This is a genomic window from Jiella avicenniae, from assembly GCF_021390325.1.
Taxonomy (GTDB): Bacteria; Pseudomonadota; Alphaproteobacteria; order Rhizobiales; family Rhizobiaceae; genus Jiella; species Jiella avicenniae.
Genome location: NZ_JAJUWU010000016.1, coordinates 54,937 through 79,901, shown reverse-complemented (window position 1 = coordinate 79,901; position 24,965 = coordinate 54,937). Strand labels below are relative to the sequence as shown.

Sequence of the window (24,965 nt, the reverse complement as noted above, 5' to 3'; positions counted from 1 at the left end):
GATGTTCGGCATTTCGCCCGCGATTGCTGGCCCGCTACATCAACTCGCCTATCGGGCGCGAGTGGGTGTCCAAATATGCCAGCCAACAAGTGGGACAGGCCAACCTAAACGGCTCCAAGCTTCGGGCACTTGGAATCCCCCTGCCACCGCCGACCGAGCAGATCCAGATGGAGCGCATTTTGGATTCGACTTTTGCCCGCGCCGACCGCATGGAGGCCGAGGCCGCCCGTGCCCGAAAACTCCTCGACCGGCTGGAGCAGTCGATTCTCGCCAAGGCCTTTCGCGGCGAGCTGGTCCCGCAGGACCCGAACGATGAGCCGGCGAGCGTCCTTCTCGAGCGCATCCGCACCGAGCGCGCGAAAGCGCCGAAGCCGAAGCGCGGCCGGCGAAAGGCCTCGGCGTGAGAGCCGCGGCCCCCGCCGAGGACTATCGCCGTTGGGTCGAACATGCCCTCACCGCGCTCGGCCCCTCGACGCCGTCGGCGGTCTATCACGGCCAGTCTGCTGTGATCGGAAATTCGTCTGTGAACGATTGCGATCTCTATTCTATAGATGCGACGCCATCGCGGCTTGGCGCTCGGTCGGAATTCCGTATTTGCGAGGAAAAGTGCGGTCGAACCAACCCGCGAAGGCTGCCTGTTCGGCCTCGGTAAGGTGGAGGCGCTGTTTGGTTCTGCGCCATAAGATGTCTTCGGCCGACATCGCCCATTCGTGGTTCACCAGATAGCGGACTTCTGCCTCGTAAAGCTTCCCACCGAAATGGCGGCCCAGTTTGTCGAGGGAGATCGCGGAGGCGACGATGCGGTCCATGCGGGTGCCGTAGAGGCGGCCATAGTGCTTGATCAGATCGCGCGGCATCCATGGATAGGCCGACCGCATCCTCTCCAGGAAGGAAATGAAGTCGGCGTTCTCGATTTCGCCTCCCGGCATGGGCGTCTCGGCGGTCCAGTCCTTGCCCATCTTCGGGAAGAACTTGCCGATCTTCCCGGCTGCATGTTCGGCGAGCTCGCGGAAGGTGGTGATCTTGCCGCCATAGACGTTCAGCATCGGCGCGCCGCCGTCCTCGTCGAGATCGAAGGAGTAGTCGCGGGTCACGGCCGACGGGTTGCCCTGCCCGTCGTCGAAGAGCGGGCGGACGCCGGAGAACGTCTCGAGGATATCCTCGCGGCGGAGCTTTTCCTTGAAGTAGCGGTTCACCGCCGCCATCAGATATTCGATCTCGCTCTCTTCGGCGGTCGCGTCCTCGGCCCGGCCGTCGAAGGCGATGTCGGTGGTGCCGATCAGCGCCTTGTCGCCCTCATAGGGGTTGATGAAGATGACGCGCTTGTCGTTGTTCTGGACGAGATAGGCCTGCGGCCCCTCCCAGAACTTCCGCACGATGATGTGGCTGCCCTTGACGAGGCGGACATTGCGCCTCGAATTGCGGCCCGCGACGCGGCCGACGATGTCGTTCACCCAGGGGCCGGCGGCGTTGACGATGCAGCGCGCGCGGATCGTTCGCGTCTCGCCGGTCGTCTCGCTCTTCAATTCGGCCGTCCAGGTCTCGCCGTCGCGGCGGGCCGAGATGCAGGCCGTGCGCGGCAGGATTTCCGCGCCCATCTCGGCGGCTCCGACGGCATTGAGAACGACGAGCCGGGCATCGTCGACCCAGCAGTCGGAATATTCGAAGCCCTTGGTGTATTTGTCGAGGATCGGCGCGCCTTCCGGATCGCGCTTCAGATCGAGCGTCCGCGTCCCCGGCAGCCTCTTTCGGCCGCCGAGATGGTCGTAGAGGAAGAGGCCGAGCCGCACGAGCCAGGCGGGCCGGTCCTCCGGGCTGTGCGGCAGGACGAAGCGCATCGGCCAGATGATGTGGCTTGCCGCGTTCAAGAGCACCTCGCGCTCGATCAGCGCCTCGCGCACCAGCCGGAACTCGTAATATTCGAGATAGCGCAGGCCCCCATGGACGAGCTTGCCGGATCGCGACGACGTGCCCTCGGCGAGATCGTCCTTTTCGCAGAGGATCACCGACAGGCTGCGCCCGGCGAGATCGCGCGCAATGCCGGTGCCGTTGATGCCGCCGCCGATGACGAGGACGTCGATCAGATCGTCTTTGCTCATCGGGTTTCGTCCTTCTTCTCGTCTGTCATGGTCGTATCGAGCGGCGTGGCGCTCGCATCCGCGCGGCGGTTCCGGCGCCGGTCCCTCGCGAGGCCGTCCCAGACCGGAACGAGGGCTTCACGGGCGAGCTTGTAGCTCGGATAAAGCGCCGCATAGGTTTCGGTGAGAGCCGGATCGGGCTTTTGCGGGGCTTCGAGGAGCGGCGTCACCCATTCGGCGACGCAGTCGTCCATCGAGCCATAGACCCCTTGCGCGACCGCCGCCATCATCGCGGCCCCGGCGGCGCCGGTTTCCTCGCGCCGGCAGATCCGCACCGGCGCACCGACGGCGGCGGAAATGATGCCACGAAAGGCCTTCGAGCGCGCCGCACCGCCGGTGAGGCGCAGTTCGCCGGGCATTGCGCCCATTGCCGCATAGCAGTCCCGCGCGGCCATGCCGAGACCCTCGACGACGGCGCGCATCAGGTCGGCGAAGCGGTGGCCGCTCGAAAGGCCGATGAAGCCGGCGCGGGCATCCGGATTGACGAAGGGGCCGCGCTCGCCCGCCGAGATATAGGGATGATAGAGGATCGCGCCGGGATCGCTGCGCGACAGCCAGCCGTCGGTATGGCCGACGAGATCGCTCCGCTTCGGGCTCTCCCCGAATTCGCCGGCGATATCGGCGGCGACGTCGAGCCACCAGTCGATGTTGAGGGTGGCGGCCATATTGGTCTGGACCTGCGTGACCATCCCGGGCGCAGGCAGCGCGATGACGTAGCCGGTGCCTTCGGCGTTCAGCACCACCGCGTCCGGCGTCACCGCCCGCATGTGGACGCCGGTGGAGCCGACCGTCGAGGCGGCAGCGGTCGGGTCTCCGGTGTGGACGCCCGCGCCGAGGCCAGTCATCGCCATGTCGACGTAACCGAGGGAAACCGGCGTTCCTTCGAGAAGCCGGGTCTGCGATGCCGCAGCGGCCGTCAGCTTGTGCGTCGACTTCGTCCCGTCGACGATCTCCGGCAGGAGATGGCGATGGGCTTTAAGGCCGAGCGCCGCGATCACCGTGTCGTCATAGGCGCGCGTGCGGAAATTGCCGAAGGTGAAGCAGGCCTCGGAGGGGTCGGTCGCCCGCACGCCGGTGAGGTTGAGATAGAGCCAGTCCTTGCAGTGGAGCGCGGCCTCTGCGCGGACCAGGAGCCCCGGATGATGCGCTGCCATATGCGCCATCTGGGAGCCCTGCTGGCAAGTATTGAGGCCCGTTCCCGTCGCTTCGAATCGCGCGCGTTCGTTTGCACTGGCAGCCAGCTTTCGGACGGTCGGTGCCGATCGCGCATCGAGCCACAGCCAGGCATCGCCAACCGGTTCGTTGCCCACCCCGACCAGCCATGTGCCATCGCCCTGGCCGGTGACCGAGAGGGCGAGCGTCCGGGCGGCAAGGTTCTCGATCTTTTCGCCGAGCCCGCGCAGGGCCTCGGCGCAGTCGGTCCAGGTGCGTTGCATCGGCTGGGTCGCCGAGCCGTCCTCGCCCTCGTCGTAGCGGTTGAGCACCGCGCTCGACGCGAGCTGCCGGCCCGTGAGGTCGAAGGCGACCGCCTTGATCACGGACGTGCCCGCATCGATGCCGATCAGGATGTCGCCGCGATCAGCCATGACCGGCGGGCTCCGATCGCGCCTCGCATCCGGGCCTTGTCCTGTCCATCCTGATCATACCGCCTCCCTGTCGGTCGTTTCGATCGGGCGTTACATGCTCTCCAGCGCCAGCGCGGTGACCTCGTCGACGATGAGGTCGCTGACATAGCCGCTGCGCAGAACCGCCGAGAGCGGCGCGACCTTTTCCGGCCCGCCCGCGATCGCGACGACCCGGCGGCCGGAGAGATTGTCGAGACCCGGCGAGACCGTCCGGCCGTCGAGCGATGTCGGCACCGGCCTGCCTTCGGCATCGAAGAAATGGCCGAGAAGCTCGCCCACGGCCCCCGCCGCGCGCGCTTCCTCGATCTCGTGGGCTTCCAGCATGCCGGAGACGCGAAGCTGGGTGTCGGTGACCACCGTGCCGATGCCGACCACCATGATGTCGGCCCCGAGTGCCTTGTCGAAGATCTGGCGCACGCCGCGCTGGGCAAGAAGCACGTCCCGGTCCTGCGCCGTGTTGGCGAAGAAGGGCACCGGCAGGCAGTAGCTCGCAACGCCGGTCTTCTGGGCGAGACGGAACATCACGTCGTGCGGGTTGGCGGCATAGTTTCGCGTGACGCCGCCGAGAAGGGAGACGAATTCGAGCCCGCTCCCGTCGACGTCGGACATGGCGTCGATCGCGGCCGCGAGCGTCCGCCCATGGCCGAGGCCGAGCGTGATCCCCTCCGCGCTCTCGATGGTGCGTTCGAGAAAGGCTGCGCCCGCCCGTCCGAGCGCCCTGAGCGGCAGACCCTCCTCGCCGAGATCTGGCACGACCTCGCATCGTGCGAGCCCGAATTTCTCCCGCAGCCGCTCGCCGAGCGACAGACAGTCGGCGACCGTCCCGACGACCGAAACCCTCACCGCGCCGCTCTCGTGCGCGCTGGCGATCAGGCGGCTCGCCGTCGCGTTCGACACTTTCAGGCGCTTGGCGACCTCGGCCTGGGTGATGCCTCCGGCATAGTGCAGCCAGGCCGCGCGCACGGCGAGGCTGGCATCCCCATTCCGCTTCGTCGATCCGCTCGCCATTCGCTTCCCGTCCCCGCCTCGTTTTGCGATGCAATAAATTTCATAACAAGAAACTTATTGCATTCTGCCCCGGATTGCCAGTAGGATCAATCCTGTTGCTGCCCGGAATGACCTCCCGAGGGCCAATGATCGGGCGGCGGCAAAGGCTTCGGGAGGAGGCCTTCAGGATCAGGCGAGGCCGCGCCGTTCGACGTTCGATCGGCCGCCGCCCCGGGTCCCCGCACCGTCTCGCTCCCGCATGATTTTCGAACGGACAGCCCGAGGGATCGAGCGCATGAGCCTCCAGTCCACATCACGGTCCAAGAACGGCGGCGGCCTTCTCTCCGCCCGCGTCCTGCTGCCGGTGGCGGGTGCCGTCCTGATCGTAGCGATGGCGCTCGACACGCGGATCGTCTGGGAAGGCTCGGAAGAGGCGGCGTCCTTCGCCTCGGACAGCTTCTCGCCGGAAGATTTCGGAGCCGCCCAGTTCCCGGAAATCCAGACATTCGTCGAGACCCGCGCCGTCGAGGCTGCGACGCTCGCCGAGGCGATCGCGGCCGACAAGGCTGCGGCTTCTGAAAAATACGGGGTGTCCGCCGGCGTCGGCGCGGTGATGCCGGTGAAATTCTCCGGCGTCGTCGGCGAGGGCCGCTCGGGCGTTTTCGACGTCGATGTCGAGGGAGTGCCGGACGAGACCCGCGTGCGCGTCCAGACCGGCCCGGCCGTCAACGGCACCGACCTGCGCGATGCCATGGGCACGATCGAGTTCGGCCAGTTCAAGAACCAGATCGAATACCAGAACGCCGGCGCGGCCATCAACGACGTGATGAAGGCCGAGGTTCTCCAGCCCATCGACAATTCCGAGCTGACCGGCAAGACGATCACCGTCACGGGCGTCTTCAAGTTGATCAACCCCAAGAACTGGCTGGTGACGCCGGTTCGCATGAGCATTGAACAATGACGGCGGGGCGCGACCATGCCATCGGCGACGTCGTCCTTTCGGCGCGTGACGTCGCGAAGTCCTTCGGCAACATCCACGCGCTGAAGGGCGTCAACTTCGACGTCCACAAGGGTCAGGTGACGACGCTGTTCGGCGAAAACGGGGCCGGCAAGTCGACGCTGATGAAGATCCTGTCCGGCGTCATGAAGCCGACCTCCGGCGAGATCATCCTCGACGGCGAGCCCGTGACCTTCGCCTCCTCCACGGATGCGCGCGATCGCGGCGTCTCGATCATCCACCAGGAGCTCAGCCTCGCGCCCAATCTCTCCGTGCGCGACAACATCTTCATGGGCCGCGAGATCAAGGGCCGGGCCGGCGGCGTCGACTATGCCGAAGAGGAGCGCCAGACGCGCCTTCTCATGGAGGAGTTGGAGGAGGACATCCATCCGCTGACGATGGTCGAGGACCTGCGCCTCGGCCAGCAGCAGATCGTCGAGATCGCCCGCGCGCTGTCGGTCAATTCGCGCATTCTCATCATGGACGAGCCGACCTCGGCGCTTTCGGCGACGGAGGTCGAGGTGCTCTTCAGCGTCATCCGTGACCTCAAAAGCCGCGGCGTCTCGATCGTCTACATCTCTCACCATCTGGAAGAAGCGCTCCAGATCACCGATCACGCCGTCGTCCTGCGCGACGGATCGATGACCGCCCGCGCGCCGCGCGCCGAGATCGATCTCGAATGGATCGTGCGCAACATGGTGGGCGAAGGCTTCGACCTCGGTTCTCCGCCGACCGGCCACGAAATCGGCGAAGCGGCGCTCTCCATCGAAAACCTCTGCGTTCCCGACAAGGTCAATGCCGAGCGGCTTCTGGTCGACGATGTCTCGATCGAGGTGAAGGCCGGCGAGATCGTCTGCATTTACGGCCTGATGGGCGCGGGCCGCACCGAGCTGATGGAATGCGTCGCGGGCCGCCTGCAGGAAACCAGCGGCACGATCCGGCTGAACGGCCGCACCATGAACGGCCTCTCGATCGCGGGCCGCATTGCCGAAGGGCTGGTGCTCGTGCCGGAAGACCGCCAGCGCGACGGCCTCGTCCAGACGATGTCCGTCGGACAGAACCTCTCGCTCGCCTCGATCGGCGCCTTCACCAAGGGGCTATTCACCTCGAAGAAGCGCGAGAGCGACATCGTCACGGGCTCGATCCGCAACGTCCACATCAAGACCGATGGCGGCGAGGCCCCGATCACCTCGCTCTCGGGCGGCAACCAGCAGAAGGTCGTGATCGGCAAGATGCTGGCGACCGAGCCGAAGGCCGTCCTTCTCGACGAGCCGAGCCGGGGCATCGACATCGGCGCGAAGGCAGAGGTGTTCAAGCTTCTCGCCGACGGCGCAAGGCAGGGCCTTGCGGTGCTCTTCACGACCTCCGAGGTCGGCGAGTGCCTGTCGATCGCCCATCGCATCATCGTCATGAGCCGCGGCCAGATCGCCGCGGAATTCGGCCCCGACACGACCAAGGAGGCGATCATGGCCGCCTCCGGCGAGTCGAAGGCCGCGGCCTGAACCCCTTTCAAGCGGAGCCTGACCAGATGTCCGATATCGGCGCTTCACGCAAAGCCGCGATCCCCGGCCTCACGGACGGGCGGTTCGACATCGCGCGGATCCTGCTGGAAGGCCGCGCCTTCTTCGCGCTGATCGCGATCATCGTCGTCTTCTCGATCCTGTCGCCGGTCTATTTCTCGCTGAACAACTTCCTCATCATGTCCTCGCATGTGGCGATTTTCGGCCTGCTCGCGATCGGCATGCTCCTGGTGATCCTGACGGGCGGGATCGACCTCTCGGTCGGCTCGGTGCTGGCGCTCGCCGGCGTCGTTGCGGGCGCGCTGATGCAAGGCGTCGCCTTCGAAAGCTTCGGCTTCACCGCCTATCCACCGGTCTGGGTGGTGGCGATCCTCACCTGCTGCGTCGGGGCCTTCGTCGGCCTCGTCAACGGCGTCCTCATCGCGTTCTTCAAGGTGCCGGCCTTCGTCGCGACCCTCGGCCTTCTCTATGTGGCGCGGGGCGTCGCGCTGCTGATGACCAACGGCCTCACCTACAACAATCTCGGCGGCCGCGAGGAGCTCGGAAACACGGGCTTCGACTGGCTCGGCTTCAACCGTCTCTTCGGCGTGCCGATCGGCGTCATCGTGCTCGCCGTCGTCGCCGTCATCGCCATGCTCATCCTGAAGCGGACCGCCTTCGGCCGCTGGATCTATTCCACCGGCGGCAATGCCCGCGCCGCCGAGCTCTCCGGCGTTCCGGTGCGCGGCGTCACCATCGCGGTCTATGTCCTGTCGGGCATCTGCTCGGCGATCGCGGGGCTCGTCCTCTCCTCGCAGCTCACCTCGGCCGGTCCGACGGCGGGCCAGACCTACGAGCTGACGGCGATCGCCGCCGTCGTCGTCGGCGGTGCGGCGCTCTCCGGCGGCCGGGGCCGTGTCGGCGGCACGCTGCTCGGAGCCTTCGTCATCGGCTTCCTCGCCGACGGCCTCGTGATCATCGGCGTCTCGACCTACTGGCAGACCGTCTTCACCGGCGCGGTCATCGTGCTCGCCGTCCTTCTCAACTCGATCCAGTACCGCTCGGGTGGCCGCAAGCCGTCCGGATCGGGAACACCGTCATCTCCGCAGGCCAAGGCCAAGAAATAGCGCTCGAGACCTGCGGAAAGCCCGCCGGCTGAGCCGGCTCGACCCAACGGGAGGAAATCCATGCTCACAATTACCCGCCGCGTCGCCATCGCCGCCATGGCATCCGCCACGCTCCTTGCCGGAGCCGGCGTCTCGATGGCTCAGGACAAGGGTCTGATGACGATCATCGTCAACGATCCCGCGAACCCCTACTGGAAGACCGAGGGCGACGTCGCCCAGGCGACCGCCGAGAAGATGGGCTATCAGGCCAGCGTCTCGGCCCACAAGGGCGACACCAACGTCGAGAGCAATCTCATCGACACGGCGATCACCAACCAGTCCGCCGCGATCCTGCTCGACCCGGCCAATGCCGACGGTTCGATCGGCGCGGTCAGGAAGGCGGTCGATGCCGGCATCCCGGTCTTCCTGATCAATGCCGAGATCAACGAGACCGGCCTCGCCAAGGCGCAGCTCGTCTCCAACAACGCCCAGTGCGCCGCCGACGGCGCGGTGAAGTGGGTCGAGCTCGCCGGCGACGACGCCAAATATGTCGAATTCTTCGGCAATCCGGCCGACAACAACGCCGCAACCCGCTCGAACGGCTACGAGACCGTGCTCTCCCAGTATCCGGATCTCGAAAAGCTCGCCCAGGAGACCGCCAACTGGGACCGCACCCAGGGCTACAACAAGATGCAGTCGATCATGCAGGCGAACCCGAATGTCGGCGCGGTCATCTCCGGCAATGACGAGATGGCGCTCGGCGCGATCGCGGCGCTCAAGGAAGCCGGCAAGTTCACGGACGGCATGGTCGTCGGCGGCTTCGACGGCAATCCGGACGCGGTCGATTCCGTGAAGGCGGGCGAGATGTCCTACACCGTGCTTCAGCCGGTCGCGGAGTTCGCGGCCGAAGCGGTGCGCCAGGCCGACGCGCTGATCCAGAACGGCACCGAGCCGGAGACCGAGAAGCAGCAGTTCAACTGCACGCTGATCACGCCGGAAAACGTCGACCAGATGACCGGTCCCTTCACGCTCGGAAGCTGACCGACACGCCTATCGGCGCGGACAGCTTCGTCCGCGCCATTTCCACGACGCCCCCGGGTCCGTCCTCCCAGGCACCGCCCGGGCCGTCATCCGATATGATGGAGAAAGATTTCAATGGCACAGACGGAACGCGAGCTGCGGGAGGCGATCGTCGAAAAGGCGCGCTGGATGAATGCCAGCGGCCTCAACCAGGGCACGTCGGGCAACATCTCGGCCCGGCACGAGGAGCGGATGCTGATCACGCCGTCGGCCACCGCCTATGATTCCATGACGCCCGACATGGTCGCCTCGATGCCGATCGACGGCGAATACGGCAGTTGGGAAGGCCCGCTGAAACCCTCGACGGAATGGCGCTTCCACCTCGACATCATGAAGGGCCGCCCGGATGTCGGCGGCATCGTCCATACCCATTCGACCTATGCGACGGTGCTCGCCATCGCCGGCAAGTCGATCCCGGCCTGCCACTACATGATGGCGGCCTTCGGCGGCATGGACATCCGCTGCTCGGACTACGCCACCTTCGGCACCAAGGAACTCTCCGTGGCCGCGCTCGAGGCGCTCGAAGACCGCACCGGCTGCCTCCTCGCCAACCACGGCATGATCGCGACGGGTGCCAATCTCGACAAGGCGATGTGGCTCGCCGTCGAACTCGAGACCATCGCCAAGCAATACTACATGTCGCTCCTCATCGGCGGCCCGAACCTCCTCAGCGAAGGCGAGATCGCCGACACGGTGAAGTCCTTCGGCAGCTACGGTCTGCAGGACCACGAGGACGAGGCGGCCTGAGGCCCGGTCGATCCAGACTCGCAGCTCGATAATGACGGCGGCCTCTTCGGATGCCGCTGCTTTCTCTCTTGTCGCGGGTGGCGAGAATTCTTACGCAAGCTCGCAGATGGTCGCGAAGAGCGAGTTTCCTTAAAGGCGAAGGGTCGCCAAGGTGATAGGAAGCTTGAAGCGTCTAGGTGCGGCGCTGCCTGGGTTCAGAAAGAGAAGGCCGTCGATCGTTTCTTGGCGGGGTCGATGAGAATGGCCAAAAATCACGACGTCATGCCCTGCCTCGGCGGGACCCAACGCGAGTTCGTTTCGGTCGTGAATGACGAAGAAGCGGCGACCGAGCAGTTCCACGTATGCCGTTTCCCGGAAGTCCTGCGGCCACGCCGCATGGTCGATATTGCCGGGAATGGCCGTGACCGGCGCGATCTCGGGCAAGCGCGGAATGATGTCCGGCTTGCCGATGTTGAACCGCACCGGCTTCTGCGAATGGAAGCGGCGCTTTCAGACGCAAGGGTTCGAGGGCCTGAAGGATCTGCCGCCGATCCACAAGAGCCATCCGCAGACGACCCTCGCCGGCGACCGACTGGCATCCCGACGAACTCTATCTCGACCTCAACGGTATCGAGCAGCGGCGAACAAGGGTCCGGCCCCCAAAACCAACGGCTTCGACGAGCGCTTCAACGGCAGGCACCATTCTCGACGAGTTCTTCCGCATCACCATGCGCGAGACGTTCCATGAAACGGTCGAGGCCCTGCAGGCCGATCTCGATGCCTGGCTCGTCCACTGCAACACCGAACACCCGCACCTCGGCTACCGCAACCTGGGCCGCAGACCCGTCGAAACCGTCATGTCATTCGTCAGTCAAGAAGCTCAAGAAGACATGCAATCGCGCGAGCAGCTCCCCCCGATCCCTTGCCGCGTCATCCCTCGGCCAGCGGCTTTTCCGGCATCAGGACGTAGCTGAGCGTGGTGCCGGCCATGGCGAGGGCGGCGGCGTAGAAGATGATCGCATAGAGCCCGGCCTCTCCTCCGCCTTGCGCTGCGGTCACGGCCCCTTCGCGCGACATCGGCAGGCCGTAGGCGAGCGCGATCGCGCCGAGGACGGCAACGCCGATCGCGCCGCCGAGCTGGCGCAGGAAGGTGACGAGACCGGTCGCCGCGCCGAGCTCCGACTGCGCGACGGCATTCTGCGCCGAGATCGTCGCGATCGGGAAGGTGAGGCCCGCCCCGAAACCGGCGGCGATCATCAGGGCCTCGGCGAGAAAGAGGGAGGCGAGACCGGCGGTCAGCCCCATGACCAGGATGCCCGCCGCCGAAATCCCCGCGCCGAAGACCGCCATCAGCTTGTAGCGCCGGACGCGCATGAGCAGCCTGCCGCTGATCCAGGCACCGAGGACGGTGCCGAGCATGAAGCCGAGAAGCGCGGAGCCCGACGCGCTGACCGACATGTCGAGGCTCGTCTGGAGATAGATCGGGATGAAGACCGTGAGGCCGAGATGGGCCCCTTGCGTGAGGGCGACGGCGGCGCTCGCGGCGCAGACGATCGGGTTGCGCAACACTTCGAGCGCGATCAGCGGCTCCGGCGCCGTCAGGAGCCGCCAGGCGAGCACCGCGCCGAGCGCAAGGAAGCCGGCGATGAGCGAGAGGATCGGCAGCGAGGTCCACGCATAGGTGTTGCCGCCCCAGTTGAGCGCGAGGAGCAGCGCCGTCGTCGCGACGACGAGGAGCCCCGCGCCGGCGAGATCGAGCCGGCGGTCCGGATTGCCCTTCGTCAGCGCCTTCAGCGGCGCGTTCATGATCGCCAGCGCGAGGACGCCGAGCGGGAGGTTGATCCAGAAGATCAGGGACCAGTGGAGATGATCGGCGAAGGCCCCGCCGAGAAGCGGCCCCGCCACGCTCGCGACGGCCCAGGTTCCGGCCGTCCAGGCGGTCAGCCGGCCACGCTCGCGCGGCGGCACGAGATCGCCGATCACGATCATCGCCATGGCGAAGAGGCCGCCGCCGCCGAGCCCCTGGATCGCGCGGCCGAGGATCAGCACGAACATGTGGCCCGCCAGCCCGCAGACGACGGAACCGGCGACGAAGAAGAAGACCGCCGCGAAGATCGTCGGCCGCCGCCCGTAGAGATCGGCGATCTTTCCATAGAGCGGCGCGGTGGCGATGGAGGTGAGGAGATAGGCCGTCACCACCCAGGGCAGATAGTCGACGTGCCCCAGACGATCGCCGATGGTCGGCAGGGCGGGCGCGACGATGGTCTGGTCGAGCGCCGCAAGCAGCATCGCCAGCATGACGCCGCCGACGATGAAATACATCTGCCGCGTCGAGATCGGCGGCGCGGTGAAGCCGTCGGCACGGGCATTCGTCTGCGCGTTGCTCATCAGGGAGTCTCCGGATGCGGCCGGCGGCCCCGCCGGCTCTTCGGCTCGATCGCCCGCCTTTCGAAATTCATGCGGCGTCGCGGCCCGCCCTGGTCACCCGGCCCCACCAGGCGATCTGGTCGAGAAGCTCGGTCGCGCTGCGCATGATCGCCGGTTCGATCTCGGCGATCGGCTGGCGCTGGTGGACGACCTTCACATATTCGCTGCCGCCGATGTGGATCGCCGAACGCACGGGCACCATGTGGAGCTCGATGGCGATGGTGCGGGCATGATCGATCGCGTGGGAGGCGCCCACCGCGCCGTAGCCGAGAAAGCCGATCGGCTTGCGGTTCCACTCGACATAGGCCTGGTCGAAGGCGTTCTTCATGGCGGCGGTCAGCGAGCGGTTATATTCCGCCGTTACGACGATATAGCCATCGAACTCGCCGATCTTCTTTTGCCATGCGACGGCGCGCGGATCCTCGCTCGGCGCCCCGAGATTGGACATGCGCTCGTTGAAGAAGGGGAGATCGAAGCTCTTCAGGTCGACGAGCTCGACATCGAGATCGTCGCGCCGGCTCGCAAGGTTCACCATCCATTCGGCCGGGATCGGCCCGAAGCGGGTGTCGCGGGTGCTGCTGATGATGACGGCGATCTTGAGCTTGGGCAAACGGGCTCTCCGGATTTGACATCGACGGATCGACATGGGCGGGAAGAGGCATGCTGAGATCGACATCGGTCGCGCAGACGATGTGGCAAAGCCCGATCGGTGAACGAACCGTCTACGAATGCCATGCCCGAGACCGAAAGCACGCGTGATGGGGCCGCAGGCCGAAACGACCCGCGGCCCCGGCTTTCGGCGGATCAGCCGGCGATGACGGCGACGGGGGTGATCTCGACCAGAATGTCGGGATGCGCGAAGGCGGCGACGGTGACGAGCGTGCTCGCCGGAAAATCCTTGCCGTAGATTTCCTTGCGGATGTCGGTGAACACCTGGGAATAGCGGCCGTCGCAGACCGAGACCGTCATCCAGACGATGTCCGTCAGATCGCCGCCGACCCGGCCCATGGTCGCTTCGAGATTCTTGAAGGCCTGGCGCACCTGCCGCTCGAACTGGCCGGCGAGCGACTGGCCGTCATCGTCCATGAAGCCGACATGGCCGGCGAGCCAGACGGTCTTGCCGCCTTCGGTCACGACGGCCGGGGAATAGGCGTATTTGGCTTCCCAGGTGGGTTCCAGCGTGGTCTTCGTGAATGCCATGGATCGTTCTCCTGTCGTTGTTGGGAGGATTTCTCGGCGTGAGGTGCGGGATGGCTGCGTTACGAGGCAAAGCCGGCTTCGCGGAACGCTCTAGAGTTTCGATTTGAGGAACCACATCAGGCGCGGCGCGAGGAAATGCGTGAAGCTCTCCGGCTCGTCGATCGGGTCCCAGATCCAGAGATGGGGCGCGCCCTGCACGATGACGGGCAAGGCGGATATCCTTGCCTGCTTCAGCGCCGTCAGAAAGGCGAGCGACTGGCTTTCGGGTTCGACCACGTCGTCCTCGGTACCGTAGACCACGAGGAACGAGGGATTGCGGTCGCGAATTTCGGCATGGGCGATCGGGGAAGCCTCGAAATAGGCCTGGCGGTCGCGCATCGGCGGGACGCCGATATATTTCTCGGAAATCTGATCGGCCGGTCGCGCGATCTGATCGTGCTCCCACTGGGCGGCCATGTCGAAGACGCCGTAGAAGGTCGCCACCGCCTTCACACCGGGGCTGACGTCGGCATAGGTATCGTCGGGATAGGCGCCCTTGAATGGCTCCTCGTTGCCGGCGAGTGCGACGAGCGCCGCGAGATGTCCGCCGGAGGAATCGCCGAGGAGGGCGATCCGATCCGGATCGACGTTCAATTCTCCTGCGCGACCACGGACATACTGAACCGCCGCGACGACGTCCTGTACCGACTGCGGATAGGTCTTCTCGCCGAGGCGATATTCGATCGCGAAGACCGAATACCCCTTCTCCGCCAGATACGGGCCCCAGTATTTGTAGACGGTCCGGTCCCCGACCTGCCATCCGCCCCCATGGACGGCGACGATCACCGGCGCCGGTTCGGGTGTCTCCGCCTTGTAGAACGTGCCGCCGAGCGAGACGCCGTCGTGGTTCGCATATTCGACGTTTTCCATGACGCTGAATTCGACGGCGTCGGCAATATCGACCCGAGCGACCACGACCGCCATCGCAATCATTGCGAGCGACGTCGCTCGCCTCGTTCGCCCAAACAGCTTCGTCACAAGCGATCGCATGGTAGTCCCTCTCCGTTGGTGGACAAAAAGCCGAGAGTGCGGGGGCGTCCGGTTCTTCACATGGCGGTCGATGCGGGCCGGACGTCCGCCGGCAGATCGGCGAGGCGCGCGCCGTTGCCGAGATCGACGGCGGCGCCCCAGACGTCGCGGGCGCGCAGGAGCGGGGTCGCGCGAACGGCAAACGTCTCGCCGTCGAGCACGATCTGCCCGCCGTCCCAGTCTTCGGGCCGACAGTCGCGGAACTCGACGTTCAGGTGGACGTCGCTGTGATAGTAGAGATGCCGGATCGCGCGCACCGGCAATGTCGCGGCGAACGCCGCGTCGGGCCGCCATTCGGCCTCTTCGTCGGTCAGGCCTTCGCGCAGGCCCTTCAGAGCCAGGGCCAGCGCCCGCGCCCGGTAGCTGACATGGGCGATGAGACGTGGCCGGCTCATGCCAGCCCGCAGAGAGGGGGCCGCAAAGTCCGCGTCCTTCAGTTCGTTGATCTTGCGGGCGAAGAAGGCGGCGCCGCGGCGGGCGAGCAGGAGTTCCTCCGCCGGGGCGTTGGGCGCGTCGTAGCGCGCGCCCTCGCCCTGCCTTGCCCGCAGCGCTTCGCGCGCCGCCGCGTCGATGTCGGCTGACGGCATCAATCCCGCCCTTCGATCCTGGTGCGCGCGAAGTGCAGCCGCTCCATGATCGGCGCATCGGAAAAGGCGAAGAGATCGAACTGCGTCTCGGCCTGGAAGGAGAACGGGATCCAGGAGGGCACGACGAACATGTCGCCCTTTTCGAGCGTATGCGTCTTGCCGCCCAGAACCACCGCGCCCCTGCCGTGGAACACCTGGAAGACATTCGAACCGACGTCCTGGCGGGTCGGCGTTTCGACGCCTTCCCTCAGACGATGAAATTCGCAGCGGATCGTCGGCATGACGTCGCCGCCGGTCGTCGGATTGACGTAGCGGATCGCCGCGTGGCCCTGCCCGACCGTCGCCGGCTGGCCCTCGTCTTCGAGGAGGAGCTGCTCGGTGAGCGCGCGGTCGGTGTATTCCCAGCGATAGGCGCCGATCGGCGAGGAGACCGTATCGCGAAGCTGCGACAGCGGCCTCAGTCCCGGATGACACCACAGCCGCTCGCCGCGCGAGAAGTTGGGCGTCGCATAGTCGGTGACGCGGTCGGAGCCGAATTCGAAGAAGCCGACGTCCATCTGCTGGCTGAAGGGAATGTCGAGCCCGTCGATCCAGGCCATCGGCGCGTCGCGGTCGTTGTGATGGCCGTGGAAGTTCCAGCCCGGCGTCAGCAGGAGATCGCCGCGCGACATGCGGACCGGATCGCCGTTAACCACCGTCCAGACCCCCTCGCCTTCGACGACGAAGCGGAAGGCATTCTGCGAATGGCGGTGTTCGGGCGCGGTCTCGCGGGGGCCGAGATACTGGATCGCCGCCCAGAGCGTCGGCGAGATGTAGGCGTTGGGCGCGAGGCCCGGATTGGCGAGACCGATCGCCCGGCGCTCGCCGCCGCGCCCGACCGGCACGAGCTCGCCGGATCTCTCGGCAAGCGGCAGAAGCTCGGACCATTTCCAGACGAAGGGGACCGCCTTCGATTTCGGATGGACCGGCATCAGGTCGCCGAGCTGGGTCCAGAGCGGGATCAGATTGTTGTCGGCAAATCCCTTGTAGAGTTCGCGCAGTTCCGGGGTGTCCTCGGGCTGCATGGCGTGCTTGACGCTTTCGTGGGTCACGGCCTCGTTCATGACAATCCTCCGTTCGTTGACTTGGCGCCGCCCGATAAGGCTCAGGCGGCATCCGGTTGGTTGGGGGGCGCGGCATCGCGGAAGGCCGGCAAGGCATCGAGCCGCTCGAAAATGCCGGCGATCACCGGCCAGGTCGCGATGTCGATCTCAAAGCGTTTGTTGTTCCAGACCTGCGCGTATAGGCAGAGATCGGCGAGCCCCGGCGTGTCGCCATGGCAGAATTGGCCGGTCTCGGCATCGCGGGCGAGCGTCGTTTCCAGCGCGTCGAAGGTGGTCGTCACCCAATGGGTGAACCACGCCTTCTGGGCCGCGTCGTCGGCACCGAAATGCTCGGCGAGATAGCCGAGCACCCTCAGATTGTTGAGCGGATGAACCTCGAGCGCGATCATATGGGCGAGCGCCCGCACCCGCGCCCGGCCGTCGGCGTCCTTCGGCAGAAGCGCGGGCTCGGGATGGGTCTCCTCCAGCCACTCGATGATGGCGAGCGACTGGGTGAGAACCTTGCCGTCTTCCCGTTCCAGCGAGGGAACGAGCCCCTGCGGATTGCGCTTCAGATAGTCCGGCGTCCGCGTCTCGCCCTTCCGCAGCACGTAGGGCACGTAATCATATTCCAGCCCTTTCAGGTTCAACGCGGCGCGAAGCCGCGTCGAGGTCGAGGAGCGGAAGAAGTTGTGCAGCGTCAGCGCCATCGTCACGACTCGCGCGGTCCGATCGTCGTGGTGATCTCGCCGAGGCCGGCGATCGAAACGACGCAGCTGTCGCCTGGCTTCAGCGGCCCGACGCCCGCCGGCGTGCCGGTCATGATCAGATCGCCGGGGCGCAGCTCGATGGAATGGGAGAGGATCGAGACGATCTCGTCGACACCCCAGATCAGCTCGGCGAGATCGGCATCCTGCTTCACCTCGCCATTGACGGTGAGGCGGATCGAACCCTCTTCCGGGTGACCGGTCTCGGAAACAGGATGAACGGGGCCGATGACGGCCGAGCGGTCGAAGCCCTTGCCGAGATCCCAGGGCCGGCCCTTGTCGCGGGCGGCGAGCTGGATGTCGCGGCGGGTGAGATCGTTGCCGACGGCATAGCCCCAGACATGGGACAGCGCGTCGGCCTCGGGGATATCCTTGCCCGCCGTCCCGATCACGGCGATGAGTTCCGCCTCATAGTGAAAATTCTCGGTCTCCGGCGGATAGGCGATCGTTTCGCCATCCATCACCACGGCATCCGCCGGTTTGGTGAAGAAGAAGGGCGGTTCGCGATCCGGGTCCTTGCCCATCTCGCGGGCATGGGCGGCATAATTGCGCCCGACGCAGAAGATGCGGCGCACCGGCAGGCGATCGTCGCTGTTCGCAACCGCGACGGTCGGGGTCGGTGCCGGGGGAAAGACGTAGGCCATTCTAACTTCCTTGCTTACCAGGATTGGTGTTCGAGCGGATGGAACGACAGCGCCTAATGGCGCACCGCCTCCGCCAGCTTGTCTGCCGAGGTCTCGCGTCCGAAACCCCAGGCGGCCGCCAGCCCCAAAAGGCCGGCGCCGTTGATCCAAAGCGTCAGGTCACCGCCGATGCCGGGGGGAAGGAGGAGCGCTGCGCCAGCAATTCCGATCGCGATCCGCCGCAAGGGACCGGCCGGGCCGTGCAGCCAGCCGATGAAGGCGGCCGAGATCGCGTAGACGCCGAGCACCGCCGTCACGACCGCGATTAGGCTGTCGAGCGGGCTGCCGATCAGGAGCAGCGCCGGCGAGAAGACGAAGAGGAAGGGGATGATGTAGGCCGTCCAGCCGAAGCGCATGGATTCGAAGGCGGTTTCCATGGGCGGCGCCTTGGCGATCGAGGCGGCGAAGAAGGCGCCGATCGCGACCGGCGGCGTCACCATGGACATCATGCCGAGATAGAAGATGAAGAGATGGGCGGCGATCGGATCGACGCCGGTTTCGACCAGGGAGGGCGCGACCAGGACGGCCAAAAGCAGATAGACGCCGACCGTCGGCATGCCCATGCCGAGCACGAGACAGACCGCCGCCGAAATCAGGAGCAGCAGGAACAGGTTGCCCTGCCCCAGATCGACGAGAGCATAGGTGACGGCGAAGCCGAGGCCGGTGACGTTGAGGACGCCGATGATGAAGCCGGCGGCCGCCGAGATCATGATGATGTCGGTGATCGCGACACCGGTCTCGACGAGGCAGTCCCAGAGATGGCGGAGTGCCATCCGGGTCTCGCCGTAGCCGACCGTCAGGCCGATCGCCAGTGCGGCGCCGGCGCCCCAGAGCGCCGCCGTCTCGGGCCGCTGGTTGAACCAGAACAGCGCCACCACGATTGCGGCGAAGGGCAGGATGAACACCCAGCCACGCGCCATCACGCCCCCGATCGGCGGCATCTCCTCGCCCTCGACCGGCTTGATGTGCTGCTTGGCGGCGAGAAGATCGGCCTGGGCGAAGAGCGAGACGTAATAGAGCAGCGCCGGCACGATCGCGGCGACGACGATCTCGGAATAGGGCTTCTGCAGGATGTCGGCCATCAGGAAGGCGACGGCGCCCATGACGGGCGGCGCGATCTGCCCACCGGTGGAGGCGACGGCCTCCACGGCAGCGGCCGTGGTGCGGCGAAAGCCGGAATTGACCATCAGGCGGATCGTGACGACGCCGGTCGCGACGATGTTCGAGACGACGACGCCCGAGATCGAGCCGAAAAGGCCGGAAGCGACGATCGAGATCTTGGCGGCCCCGCCCCGCCGGCGGCCCATCGTCGCCGAGGCTATGTCGTTGAAGAAGCCGGCGCCGCCGGAGTGGAGGAGAAGCTGTCCGAAGAAGACGAAGGCGATGACGACCGTCGCCGCGACGTTCAAGGTCAGGCCGAGGAGACCGTTCGGATCGAAGGCGAGATAGACCGCCATGCGCGCTGGGGCGACCTCGCGCGTCTGCAGGATGCCCGGCACCAGATGGCCGATGAGGCCGTATCCGGCAATCACCAGAACCACGATGACGAGCACCCAGCCGACGCAGCGTCGCAGCGCCTCGAGAACGAGGATGAAGAGGAGAATGCCCGTGATCAGCGCATCCCAGGGCAGCATCAGCGCCCGGCCGACCAGCGAGGGATAGAACCAGGCAACATACAGAGAAAGGCCGAGGCCCACCGCGGCGAGGACGAGGTCGAGAACGCCGAGCCCGCGGCGAGAGGACGCGGTGCCCTGCATGCCGTTCTGGCCGAGGAAAACGAGCGCGAGGCTCAGACCCAGGACGACCGCCAGGAACTGCTCGGTATAATAGGAATAAGCGAGACGCGAGCCGACATCGGCGGCCTGCCCCAGCGACAGAAGCGTGAGAAGGCCGGCAAGCGCGGCCCTCGTCACGCCGGTCCATCGCGGTTCGTTCCGGCGGGGTCCACCGAGCCCCCGCGCGCCGGAAGTTTCTGATCGCTCGTCGATCGCCATTCAGGAGCCCTTGGTGTGGAAGCGGCGGAAGGCCCTCATGGCCTCCCGCCTCGTCATGCTCTGTCGCTCAGTCGGCAGGCGTCTGCGCGACGCCGCGCTCCTCGAAGAAAGCGACCGCCCCCGGGTGGTATTCGAGGCCCGGATAGGCCTTGTAGGCGGTCTGAAGGTCGAGGGCGCGGAGCGGCGGATAGGCCTTGCCGATCGCATCCGCCTCGTCGAAGAGGACCGTGAGCAGCGTCTTCACCTGTTCGTCGGACACATGGGTTCCGGCGACCAGGATGTTGTCCCAGGTGACGAAGGCCATCGGTTCCTTGACCCCGACGCGCGGCGGCGCGGGCGTCACGTCCGAGAAATAGAAGGCCGGGCGCACCTTCTGGATCTTGGCGAGGTTCTCCTCGCTCGGATCGACCGTCAGGAAGCGCACGCCGCCGACCGAGGCGTCGACCTCGGCGACTTTCGGCCCGCCGACGGCGAAAAAGGCGCTGTCGACGCGGCCGGACGCCATGTCGTCGGAGCCGCGGATGAGCTCCGGCACGGGCACCTTGGTCACGTCGTCCCAGATCAGGCCGCCGGCGGCGAGGATAGCGGTGATGTGCGAGCGGGCGATCGGAAAGGCATCCCAGCCGGAGGGAACGCTCTTGCCCTTCAGGTCGGCGACCGAAGTCATGCCGGAGCTTTCCTTGACGTAGAGCCCGATCGGGAACGGGTTGATCCGCGCCACGACGCGCAGATTCGGAAGCGCAGCGTCGTATTCGCCGCTCCCCTCGACCGCCGTGATCACGTCGTTGACGTCGTTCAGCGAAAACTCGGCGAGCCCCTCGTTGACGGACTGCATCATCTGCGCGTTGCCGCCATAGGGCTGGACGACCATGCGCATGCCGCCGCTCTCGCGCGCCTGGCCGGCGATGACGCTGGCCATCGTGTTCCACACCGAGCCCTGCGGCGGGGTCGAGATCGACGACACCTGCGCATGGGCGGCGCCCACGATGCCGAAGGCGAAGCCCGCCGCCATCAAATGTCTGAAAACCTTCATGTCATTCCTCCCATTCGAGCCGACCCTCTCCGTCGGAGCGTCTTCTTCGGTTCGCCGAGGCCACGAGCCCGCGGCCCCTGCCCGTCTCCAGCCTCAGGCGCTCGAAACCAGAGCCTGCCGGTCGATCTTGCCGGTGCCGGTCTTCGGCAACTCCTCGACGAATTCGAACAGGCGCGGCGCCTTGTAGGGCGCGAGCTTGGTCTTGACGTAGTCGCGGAGCCGCGCCGTCAGGGCATCGCCCGCGACGACGCCGTCCTTCAAGGTGACGATCGCCCGCAGCGCCATGCGCCGGTCTTCCAGTTGATGGGCAAAGACCGCGCATTCGTGGACTTCCGGATGTTCGTTGAGGCAGCGCTCGACCTCCAGCGGCCAGACCCACTGGCCCGAGACCTTGATCAGTTCGTCGGCGCGGCCCTGGAAATAGTAGAATCCGTCGCGCTCCAGGAAACGGTCGCCGGTATAGAGCCACTCGCCGCGCATGGTGTCGGCGGTCTTGTCCGGCCGGTTCCAGTAGAGCGGCGCGTTGGAATGGCCGCGCACCAGCATGACGCCTTCCTCGCCGGGTTCGGCCGGTTTGCCCTCGGGCGTTTCCAGCCGGACCTCGTAGCCGGGAACCCGGCTTCCCGCCGCGCCGATCCGGTGATCGTCGATCCGGTTCGAGAGATAGACGTGCAGCACCTCGGTCGAGCCGAGCCCTTCGGTCGGCCCGTGCCCGACGAGCTTCTTCCAGGCGTTGTAGACGTCTTCCGACAGGATCTCGGCCGCCGACATGGACTGGCGGATCGAAGCGAGGTCTCGGCGTTCGACGCCCTCGGCGCGGCAGAGTGCGGTGAAGAGGGTCGGCAGGCCGAAGAAGACGGTCGGCTTGAAGGCTTCGATCGCATTCAAGACCGTATCCGCCTTCGGCTGGCCGGGGACGAGAAGCGCCGTCGCGCCGATGGAGAAGGGAAAGACGATCGAATTGCCGAAGCCATAGGCAAAGTATTGCTTCGGCACCGAATAGCCGATGTCGTCGGGCCGAAGCTTCAGGACGTGGGTCCCGAAACTTTCCTGGATGTAGGCCATGTCGTGATGGAGATGGACGATCCCCTTCGGCCTACCGGTCGATCCGGACGAGTACATCCAGAAGGCCATGTCGTCGGGGCCGGTATCGGCAACCGCCAGATCGCCGGGCTGGCCAACGATGAAGTCCGCTGCGGAAATGCGGTCCGGGCCGGATGCCGCGCCATTGGCGACGATCGTCCTTTCGAGCGCGGTGCCCTTCAGCGTGTCGCCCTCGAAGATCCGCGAAAAGCCCGCATCGACGAGAGCGAGGCGGGCGCCGGAATCCGCGAGAAAGAAGTTCAGCGTGTCGGGCGGCGTCAGGATATTGAGGAGTACCGGCACGAAGCCGGCCCTGACAGCACCGAAGAACGCCGCCGGAAAGACCGGCGTATCATCGAGGAAGAAGGCGATGCGCTCGCCCCGCCTCAGCCCGAAGGCCTGGAAGGCATGCCCCCACCGCGAGGCCTCTTCGACGAGTGCGGCATAGGTCAAGCTGCCGCCGGGTCCGATGACGGCGGCCTTGTCCGGATTGCGGATCAGATTCCGCCACAGGATGTCCGAGCAATTGCGATGCGCCGAGCGGTCGAACCCGATCTCGGAAACGGCTGGGGCGTCGTCGCCGACCGGATCGACGATCACACCGGCTTCGGACGTCGCTTCGCTTGCAGGCTGCATATGCGCCAAACCCGACATGTTTTCTCCATGTTCGCGCGCTTGGCCGCTCCGAGCGGCCGCGCATCTTCTTCCGGCGGGAAAGGCGCAACCCGGCCCGTCCCCCGGCAAATTCGAGCCTCAGCCGGCGAATGCCCGCTGCTTTTCATATTCCGCGGCGAATCCGGGCGCGATCTTGCGCAGACGCTCCTCGCTCATTCGGCCCGAGCGCATCAGGTAGTCGTAGGCGAAGTCCAGCGGCGGCTTGCCCATCTTTTCGCCGAAGCTCTCGTACCAGGTCGCCGAGGTGTTGGCCGCGTCGACGATCTTGCGGGCGATCGGCGGGCGCTGTTCCTGATAGACCCCGAGCGCCTCGTCGACGTCGTCGTGAGCCGCGAGCGCCTTCACGAGCGCGATGGCGTCCTCCATCACCAGCCGGGTGCCCGAGCCGATGGAGAAATGCGCCGTGTGAACGGCATCGCCGATCAGGGCATGGCGCCCGGCGATCCAGCTTTCGCACCACAACCGCGGAAACTGCCGCCACATGGATTTGTTGGTGACGAGCTCCGTGCCCTTGAGCACATCCTTGAACAGCGTGCTGCAGAGCTTGGCGCTTTCCTCTTCGCCCATCTCGCCAAAGCCGTAGGCCTCATAGGTCGCGTGCTCGCATTCCACGATGAAGGTGCTGCGATCCTTGGCGAAGCGGTAGTGATGGGCGTTGAGCGGTCCCTTGTCCGTCTTGATGAAGGTCTGGGTCAGCGTGTCGAAGGGGATGGTCGCGCCGAACCAGGCAAAGTGATTGTCGAAATACTCGACATTCGGCTTGAACTCGGCCTCGAGCGAACGCCGCATCAGGGAATTCAGCCCATCGGCGCCGATCACGAGATCGGCCTGCAATTCGTCCAGGGACTCGACCTGGGTCTCGAAGCGGATCGGAACGTCCAGCGAGCGGGCACGCTCCTTCAGAAGCTCGATCAGCTCGAGGCGGCCGATCGCCGTGAAGCCGACGCCGTCGAGCGTCACCTGCCCGCCCGGCAGGTTCAGCGTCATGTCCCGCCACCGCTCCATATGCGGCGTGATGAACTCGTGCGTCTCCGGGTCGTCGGCCTTGAGGAAGCCCAGGGCCTGATCGGAAAACACGACACCGAAGCCGAAGGTCGCCCCTTCCGGGTTCTGCTCGGTTACGCGGACGCTGACATGCGGCATGAACTTGCGCAAGAGAATCGCGGTGTAAAGTCCGCCCGGGCCCCCGCCCAGAATCTCGACGCTCGACAGTTTGGACATCGTTCCTCCCCAGAGTCCCTGATGCAAGGAAAGCTAGACAGTTTTATCATGATATGCAATCGATCGCGCAATATGGAAAATATGCCCCTACCAGAAACGGTCAACCGATGCGCCGCAGCGCGCCTGGCAACGACTTGTTTCAATTGGCCTTTTCAGGCTTCCTCCGCCGTTCCCGCGGCCGTTTCGGGGAGGATCGCGCCCCATGGCTGAGGAGAACGGCAGCGGACTGAAGTCGCTTCAGGCGGCCCTCGGCGTCCTCACCTTCATGGCCCGCCAGAGCGGGCCGCTCACCCTGTCGGAAATCGCCCGCAACTGCGGCATGCCGGTCAGCAAGGTGCATCGCTATCTCGCCTCCTTCACGCAGGCCGGGCTCGCCCGTCAGGAAGGTCGCTCGGGACGTTACGATCTGGGGCCGGAGGCGATGCAGCTCGGGCTCGCAGCGCTCGCCCGCAACGATTTCGTCAACCGGACGGCCGACGGCCTGCCGGATCTGGCACTCGACACCTCGATGACGGCGCTCCTGTCGGTCTGGGCGAACGAGGGCGCGACCGTCGTGCGGTGGGAGCGCAGCGTCTCGCCCACCGTCACTTCGATGGGCCTCGGCACGACGCTGCCGCTGCTGACTTCCGCGACCGGACGGGTGTTCCTCGCCTGGTCGCAGAAAGCACCGATCCAGGCGACGCTCGACAGCGAGTTGCGGCGCGCGGCGCGCAATCCGGCGCTGTTTCCCGACGTGGCACCGACGAGGGCCAGCATAGCCCGGCTGAGCGGAGAGATCCGCGAGCGCGGCTATGCGACCGTCGACGGTCAATACATTCCGGGCCTCGTCGCCGCAGCCGCCCCGATCCTCGACTGGCAGGGCGAGGTGCAGGCCGCCGTCACCCTCGTCGGCGTCGACCCTGCGAGCGTGCTGCCGAACGCGCCGCAGGTGCAGGCGCTGCTCGCCTTTTGCCGCGGCCGTTCCGTGGTGCGGGAAATCGCCTGATC

General features: G+C 66.1%; 23 protein-coding genes and 1 pseudogene. 8 read left to right on the top strand and 16 right to left on the bottom strand.

Features of this window, described 5'->3' with window-relative positions:
- The first annotated feature begins 23 nt into the window (after window positions 1–23).
- On the top strand, window positions 24–404 hold the full coding sequence (locus LZD57_RS15725) for a restriction endonuclease subunit S domain-containing protein (RefSeq protein WP_233720430.1): 381 nt from the start codon (window positions 24–26) through the stop codon (window positions 402–404).
- A 141-nt stretch (window positions 405–545) separates the two neighbouring features.
- Here LZD57_RS15725 and LZD57_RS15720 read toward each other — a convergent pair whose 3' ends face one another.
- The 3 genes from LZD57_RS15720 to LZD57_RS15710 all read right to left on the bottom strand — a co-directional run bounded on the left by LZD57_RS15720 (window position 546) and on the right by LZD57_RS15710 (window position 4,771).
- A complete protein-coding gene (locus LZD57_RS15720; RefSeq protein WP_233720429.1) occupies window positions 546–2,099 on the bottom strand; it encodes a glycerol-3-phosphate dehydrogenase in 1,554 nt (517 codons plus the stop codon).
- Window positions 2,096–3,724: an FGGY-family carbohydrate kinase gene (locus tag LZD57_RS15715; protein WP_233720428.1), complete on the bottom strand. Its 1,629-nt coding sequence runs from the start codon at window positions 3,722–3,724 to the stop codon at window positions 2,096–2,098. Before LZD57_RS15715 ends, LZD57_RS15720 begins: the two co-directional genes overlap by 4 nt.
- Window positions 3,725–3,814: 90 nt before the next feature.
- Window positions 3,815–4,771, bottom strand: a complete 957-nt coding sequence (locus LZD57_RS15710) for a sugar-binding transcriptional regulator (RefSeq protein WP_233720427.1) — start codon at window positions 4,769–4,771, stop codon at window positions 3,815–3,817.
- A gap of 274 nt (window positions 4,772–5,045) precedes the next feature.
- Between LZD57_RS15710 and LZD57_RS15705 the strand changes: the two genes are divergently transcribed.
- The 5 genes from LZD57_RS15705 to LZD57_RS15685 all read left to right on the top strand — a co-directional run bounded on the left by LZD57_RS15705 (window position 5,046) and on the right by LZD57_RS15685 (window position 10,179).
- A complete protein-coding gene (locus LZD57_RS15705; protein WP_233720426.1) occupies window positions 5,046–5,711 on the top strand; it encodes a DUF2291 family protein in 666 nt (221 codons plus the stop codon).
- Window positions 5,708–7,249, top strand: coding sequence for a sugar ABC transporter ATP-binding protein (locus LZD57_RS15700; RefSeq protein WP_233720425.1), 1,542 nt, complete (start codon window positions 5,708–5,710; stop codon window positions 7,247–7,249). Before LZD57_RS15705 ends, LZD57_RS15700 begins: the two co-directional genes overlap by 4 nt.
- A gap of 26 nt (window positions 7,250–7,275) precedes the next feature.
- Window positions 7,276–8,373: an ABC transporter permease gene (locus tag LZD57_RS15695; protein ID WP_233720424.1), complete on the top strand. Its 1,098-nt coding sequence runs from the start codon at window positions 7,276–7,278 to the stop codon at window positions 8,371–8,373.
- Between the two features lie 60 nt (window positions 8,374–8,433).
- The gene (locus LZD57_RS15690; protein WP_233720423.1) at window positions 8,434–9,393 is read left to right on the top strand and encodes a D-ribose ABC transporter substrate-binding protein; all 960 of its coding nucleotides are present in this window, start codon (window positions 8,434–8,436) and stop codon (window positions 9,391–9,393) included.
- A 114-nt stretch (window positions 9,394–9,507) separates the two neighbouring features.
- Window positions 9,508–10,179: a class II aldolase/adducin family protein gene (locus tag LZD57_RS15685; protein ID WP_233720422.1), complete on the top strand. Its 672-nt coding sequence runs from the start codon at window positions 9,508–9,510 to the stop codon at window positions 10,177–10,179.
- Window positions 10,180–10,308: 129 nt separating this feature from the next.
- Here LZD57_RS15685 and LZD57_RS15680 read toward each other — a convergent pair whose 3' ends face one another.
- Window positions 10,309–10,641 carry a metallophosphoesterase family protein gene (locus tag LZD57_RS15680; protein WP_233720421.1) on the bottom strand — a complete coding sequence of 111 codons (333 nt, stop codon included), beginning with the start codon at window positions 10,639–10,641 and terminating at the stop codon, window positions 10,309–10,311.
- Window positions 10,642–10,745: 104 nt separating this feature from the next.
- Here LZD57_RS15680 and LZD57_RS15675 point away from each other — a divergent pair.
- Window positions 10,746–11,036: pseudogene (locus LZD57_RS15675) on the top strand (integrase core domain-containing protein); the annotation flags it as partial.
- Between the two features lie 52 nt (window positions 11,037–11,088).
- On the opposite strand, the gene LZD57_RS15670 reads toward LZD57_RS15675, so the two are convergent.
- The 12 genes from LZD57_RS15670 to LZD57_RS15615 form a co-directional block, all read right to left on the bottom strand.
- Window positions 11,089–12,546, bottom strand: a complete 1,458-nt coding sequence (locus LZD57_RS15670; protein WP_233720420.1) for an MDR family MFS transporter — start codon at window positions 12,544–12,546, stop codon at window positions 11,089–11,091.
- Between the two features lie 67 nt (window positions 12,547–12,613).
- Window positions 12,614–13,195, bottom strand: a complete 582-nt coding sequence (locus LZD57_RS15665; protein WP_233720419.1) for an NADPH-dependent FMN reductase — start codon at window positions 13,193–13,195, stop codon at window positions 12,614–12,616.
- A gap of 194 nt (window positions 13,196–13,389) precedes the next feature.
- Window positions 13,390–13,785, bottom strand: coding sequence for a RidA family protein (locus LZD57_RS15660; RefSeq protein ID WP_233720418.1), 396 nt, complete (start codon window positions 13,783–13,785; stop codon window positions 13,390–13,392).
- Window positions 13,786–13,875: 90 nt separating this feature from the next.
- Window positions 13,876–14,748: an alpha/beta hydrolase gene (locus LZD57_RS15655; protein ID WP_233720417.1), complete on the bottom strand. Its 873-nt coding sequence runs from the start codon at window positions 14,746–14,748 to the stop codon at window positions 13,876–13,878.
- Window positions 14,749–14,870: 122 nt separating this feature from the next.
- Window positions 14,871–15,440, bottom strand: coding sequence for a maleylpyruvate isomerase N-terminal domain-containing protein (locus LZD57_RS15650; RefSeq protein WP_233720416.1), 570 nt, complete (start codon window positions 15,438–15,440; stop codon window positions 14,871–14,873).
- Complete coding sequence (locus tag LZD57_RS15645) at window positions 15,440–16,543, bottom strand: cupin domain-containing protein (protein ID WP_233720415.1); 1,104 nt, start codon at window positions 16,541–16,543, stop codon at window positions 15,440–15,442. Before LZD57_RS15645 ends, LZD57_RS15650 begins: the two co-directional genes overlap by 1 nt.
- A 41-nt stretch (window positions 16,544–16,584) precedes the next feature.
- Window positions 16,585–17,232, bottom strand: a complete 648-nt coding sequence (maiA, locus tag LZD57_RS15640; RefSeq protein WP_233720414.1) for a maleylacetoacetate isomerase — start codon at window positions 17,230–17,232, stop codon at window positions 16,585–16,587.
- A gap of 2 nt (window positions 17,233–17,234) precedes the next feature.
- Window positions 17,235–17,933: a fumarylacetoacetate hydrolase family protein gene (locus LZD57_RS15635; protein ID WP_233720413.1), complete on the bottom strand. Its 699-nt coding sequence runs from the start codon at window positions 17,931–17,933 to the stop codon at window positions 17,235–17,237.
- A 53-nt stretch (window positions 17,934–17,986) separates the two neighbouring features.
- Complete coding sequence (locus LZD57_RS15630) at window positions 17,987–19,885, bottom strand: TRAP transporter permease (protein ID WP_233720412.1); 1,899 nt, start codon at window positions 19,883–19,885, stop codon at window positions 17,987–17,989.
- 148 nt (window positions 19,886–20,033) lie between these two features.
- Window positions 20,034–20,999 carry a TAXI family TRAP transporter solute-binding subunit gene (locus LZD57_RS15625; protein WP_233720411.1) on the bottom strand — a complete coding sequence of 322 codons (966 nt, stop codon included), beginning with the start codon at window positions 20,997–20,999 and terminating at the stop codon, window positions 20,034–20,036.
- A gap of 93 nt (window positions 21,000–21,092) precedes the next feature.
- Window positions 21,093–22,718, bottom strand: coding sequence for a benzoate-CoA ligase family protein (locus LZD57_RS15620; protein WP_255699991.1), 1,626 nt, complete (start codon window positions 22,716–22,718; stop codon window positions 21,093–21,095).
- A gap of 117 nt (window positions 22,719–22,835) precedes the next feature.
- Window positions 22,836–23,978 carry an FAD-dependent monooxygenase gene (locus LZD57_RS15615; protein WP_233720409.1) on the bottom strand — a complete coding sequence of 381 codons (1,143 nt, stop codon included), beginning with the start codon at window positions 23,976–23,978 and terminating at the stop codon, window positions 22,836–22,838.
- A gap of 202 nt (window positions 23,979–24,180) precedes the next feature.
- Between LZD57_RS15615 and LZD57_RS15610 the strand changes: the two genes are divergently transcribed.
- Window positions 24,181–24,963 (top strand): IclR family transcriptional regulator, encoded by a 783-nt coding sequence (locus LZD57_RS15610; RefSeq protein WP_233720408.1) that lies wholly within the window; start codon window positions 24,181–24,183, stop codon window positions 24,961–24,963.
- The last annotated feature ends 2 nt before the right edge of the window (window positions 24,964–24,965 follow it).

What these genes read in the sequence shown, in the direction of transcription:
- LZD57_RS15720 (WP_233720429.1), bottom strand. Translation starts at nt 2,099, where the DNA reads ATGAGCAAAGACGATCTGATCGACGTCCTCGTCATCGGCGGCGGCATC.
- LZD57_RS15715 (WP_233720428.1), bottom strand. Translation starts at nt 3,724, where the DNA reads ATGGCTGATCGCGGCGACATCCTGATCGGCATCGATGCGGGCACGTCC.
- LZD57_RS15710 (WP_233720427.1), bottom strand. Translation starts at nt 4,771, where the DNA reads ATGGCGAGCGGATCGACGAAGCGGAATGGGGATGCCAGCCTCGCCGTG.
- LZD57_RS15705 (WP_233720426.1), top strand. Translation starts at nt 5,046, where the DNA reads ATGAGCCTCCAGTCCACATCACGGTCCAAGAACGGCGGCGGCCTTCTC.
- LZD57_RS15700 (WP_233720425.1), top strand. Translation starts at nt 5,708, where the DNA reads ATGACGGCGGGGCGCGACCATGCCATCGGCGACGTCGTCCTTTCGGCG.
- LZD57_RS15695 (WP_233720424.1), top strand. Translation starts at nt 7,276, where the DNA reads ATGTCCGATATCGGCGCTTCACGCAAAGCCGCGATCCCCGGCCTCACG.
- LZD57_RS15690 (WP_233720423.1), top strand. Translation starts at nt 8,434, where the DNA reads ATGCTCACAATTACCCGCCGCGTCGCCATCGCCGCCATGGCATCCGCC.
- LZD57_RS15685 (WP_233720422.1), top strand. Translation starts at nt 9,508, where the DNA reads ATGGCACAGACGGAACGCGAGCTGCGGGAGGCGATCGTCGAAAAGGCG.
- LZD57_RS15670 (WP_233720420.1), bottom strand. Translation starts at nt 12,546, where the DNA reads ATGAGCAACGCGCAGACGAATGCCCGTGCCGACGGCTTCACCGCGCCG.
- LZD57_RS15660 (WP_233720418.1), bottom strand. Translation starts at nt 13,785, where the DNA reads ATGGCATTCACGAAGACCACGCTGGAACCCACCTGGGAAGCCAAATAC.
- LZD57_RS15655 (WP_233720417.1), bottom strand. Translation starts at nt 14,748, where the DNA reads ATGGCGGTCGTGGTCGCTCGGGTCGATATTGCCGACGCCGTCGAATTC.
- LZD57_RS15650 (WP_233720416.1), bottom strand. Translation starts at nt 15,440, where the DNA reads ATGCCGTCAGCCGACATCGACGCGGCGGCGCGCGAAGCGCTGCGGGCA.
- LZD57_RS15645 (WP_233720415.1), bottom strand. Translation starts at nt 16,543, where the DNA reads ATGAACGAGGCCGTGACCCACGAAAGCGTCAAGCACGCCATGCAGCCC.
- maiA (WP_233720414.1), bottom strand. Translation starts at nt 17,232, where the DNA reads ATGGCGCTGACGCTGCACAACTTCTTCCGCTCCTCGACCTCGACGCGG.
- LZD57_RS15635 (WP_233720413.1), bottom strand. Translation starts at nt 17,933, where the DNA reads ATGGCCTACGTCTTTCCCCCGGCACCGACCCCGACCGTCGCGGTTGCG.
- LZD57_RS15625 (WP_233720411.1), bottom strand. Translation starts at nt 20,999, where the DNA reads ATGAAGGTTTTCAGACATTTGATGGCGGCGGGCTTCGCCTTCGGCATC.
- LZD57_RS15620 (WP_255699991.1), bottom strand. Translation starts at nt 22,718, where the DNA reads ATGCAGCCTGCAAGCGAAGCGACGTCCGAAGCCGGTGTGATCGTCGAT.
- LZD57_RS15615 (WP_233720409.1), bottom strand. Translation starts at nt 23,978, where the DNA reads ATGTCCAAACTGTCGAGCGTCGAGATTCTGGGCGGGGGCCCGGGCGGA.
- LZD57_RS15610 (WP_233720408.1), top strand. Translation starts at nt 24,181, where the DNA reads ATGGCTGAGGAGAACGGCAGCGGACTGAAGTCGCTTCAGGCGGCCCTC.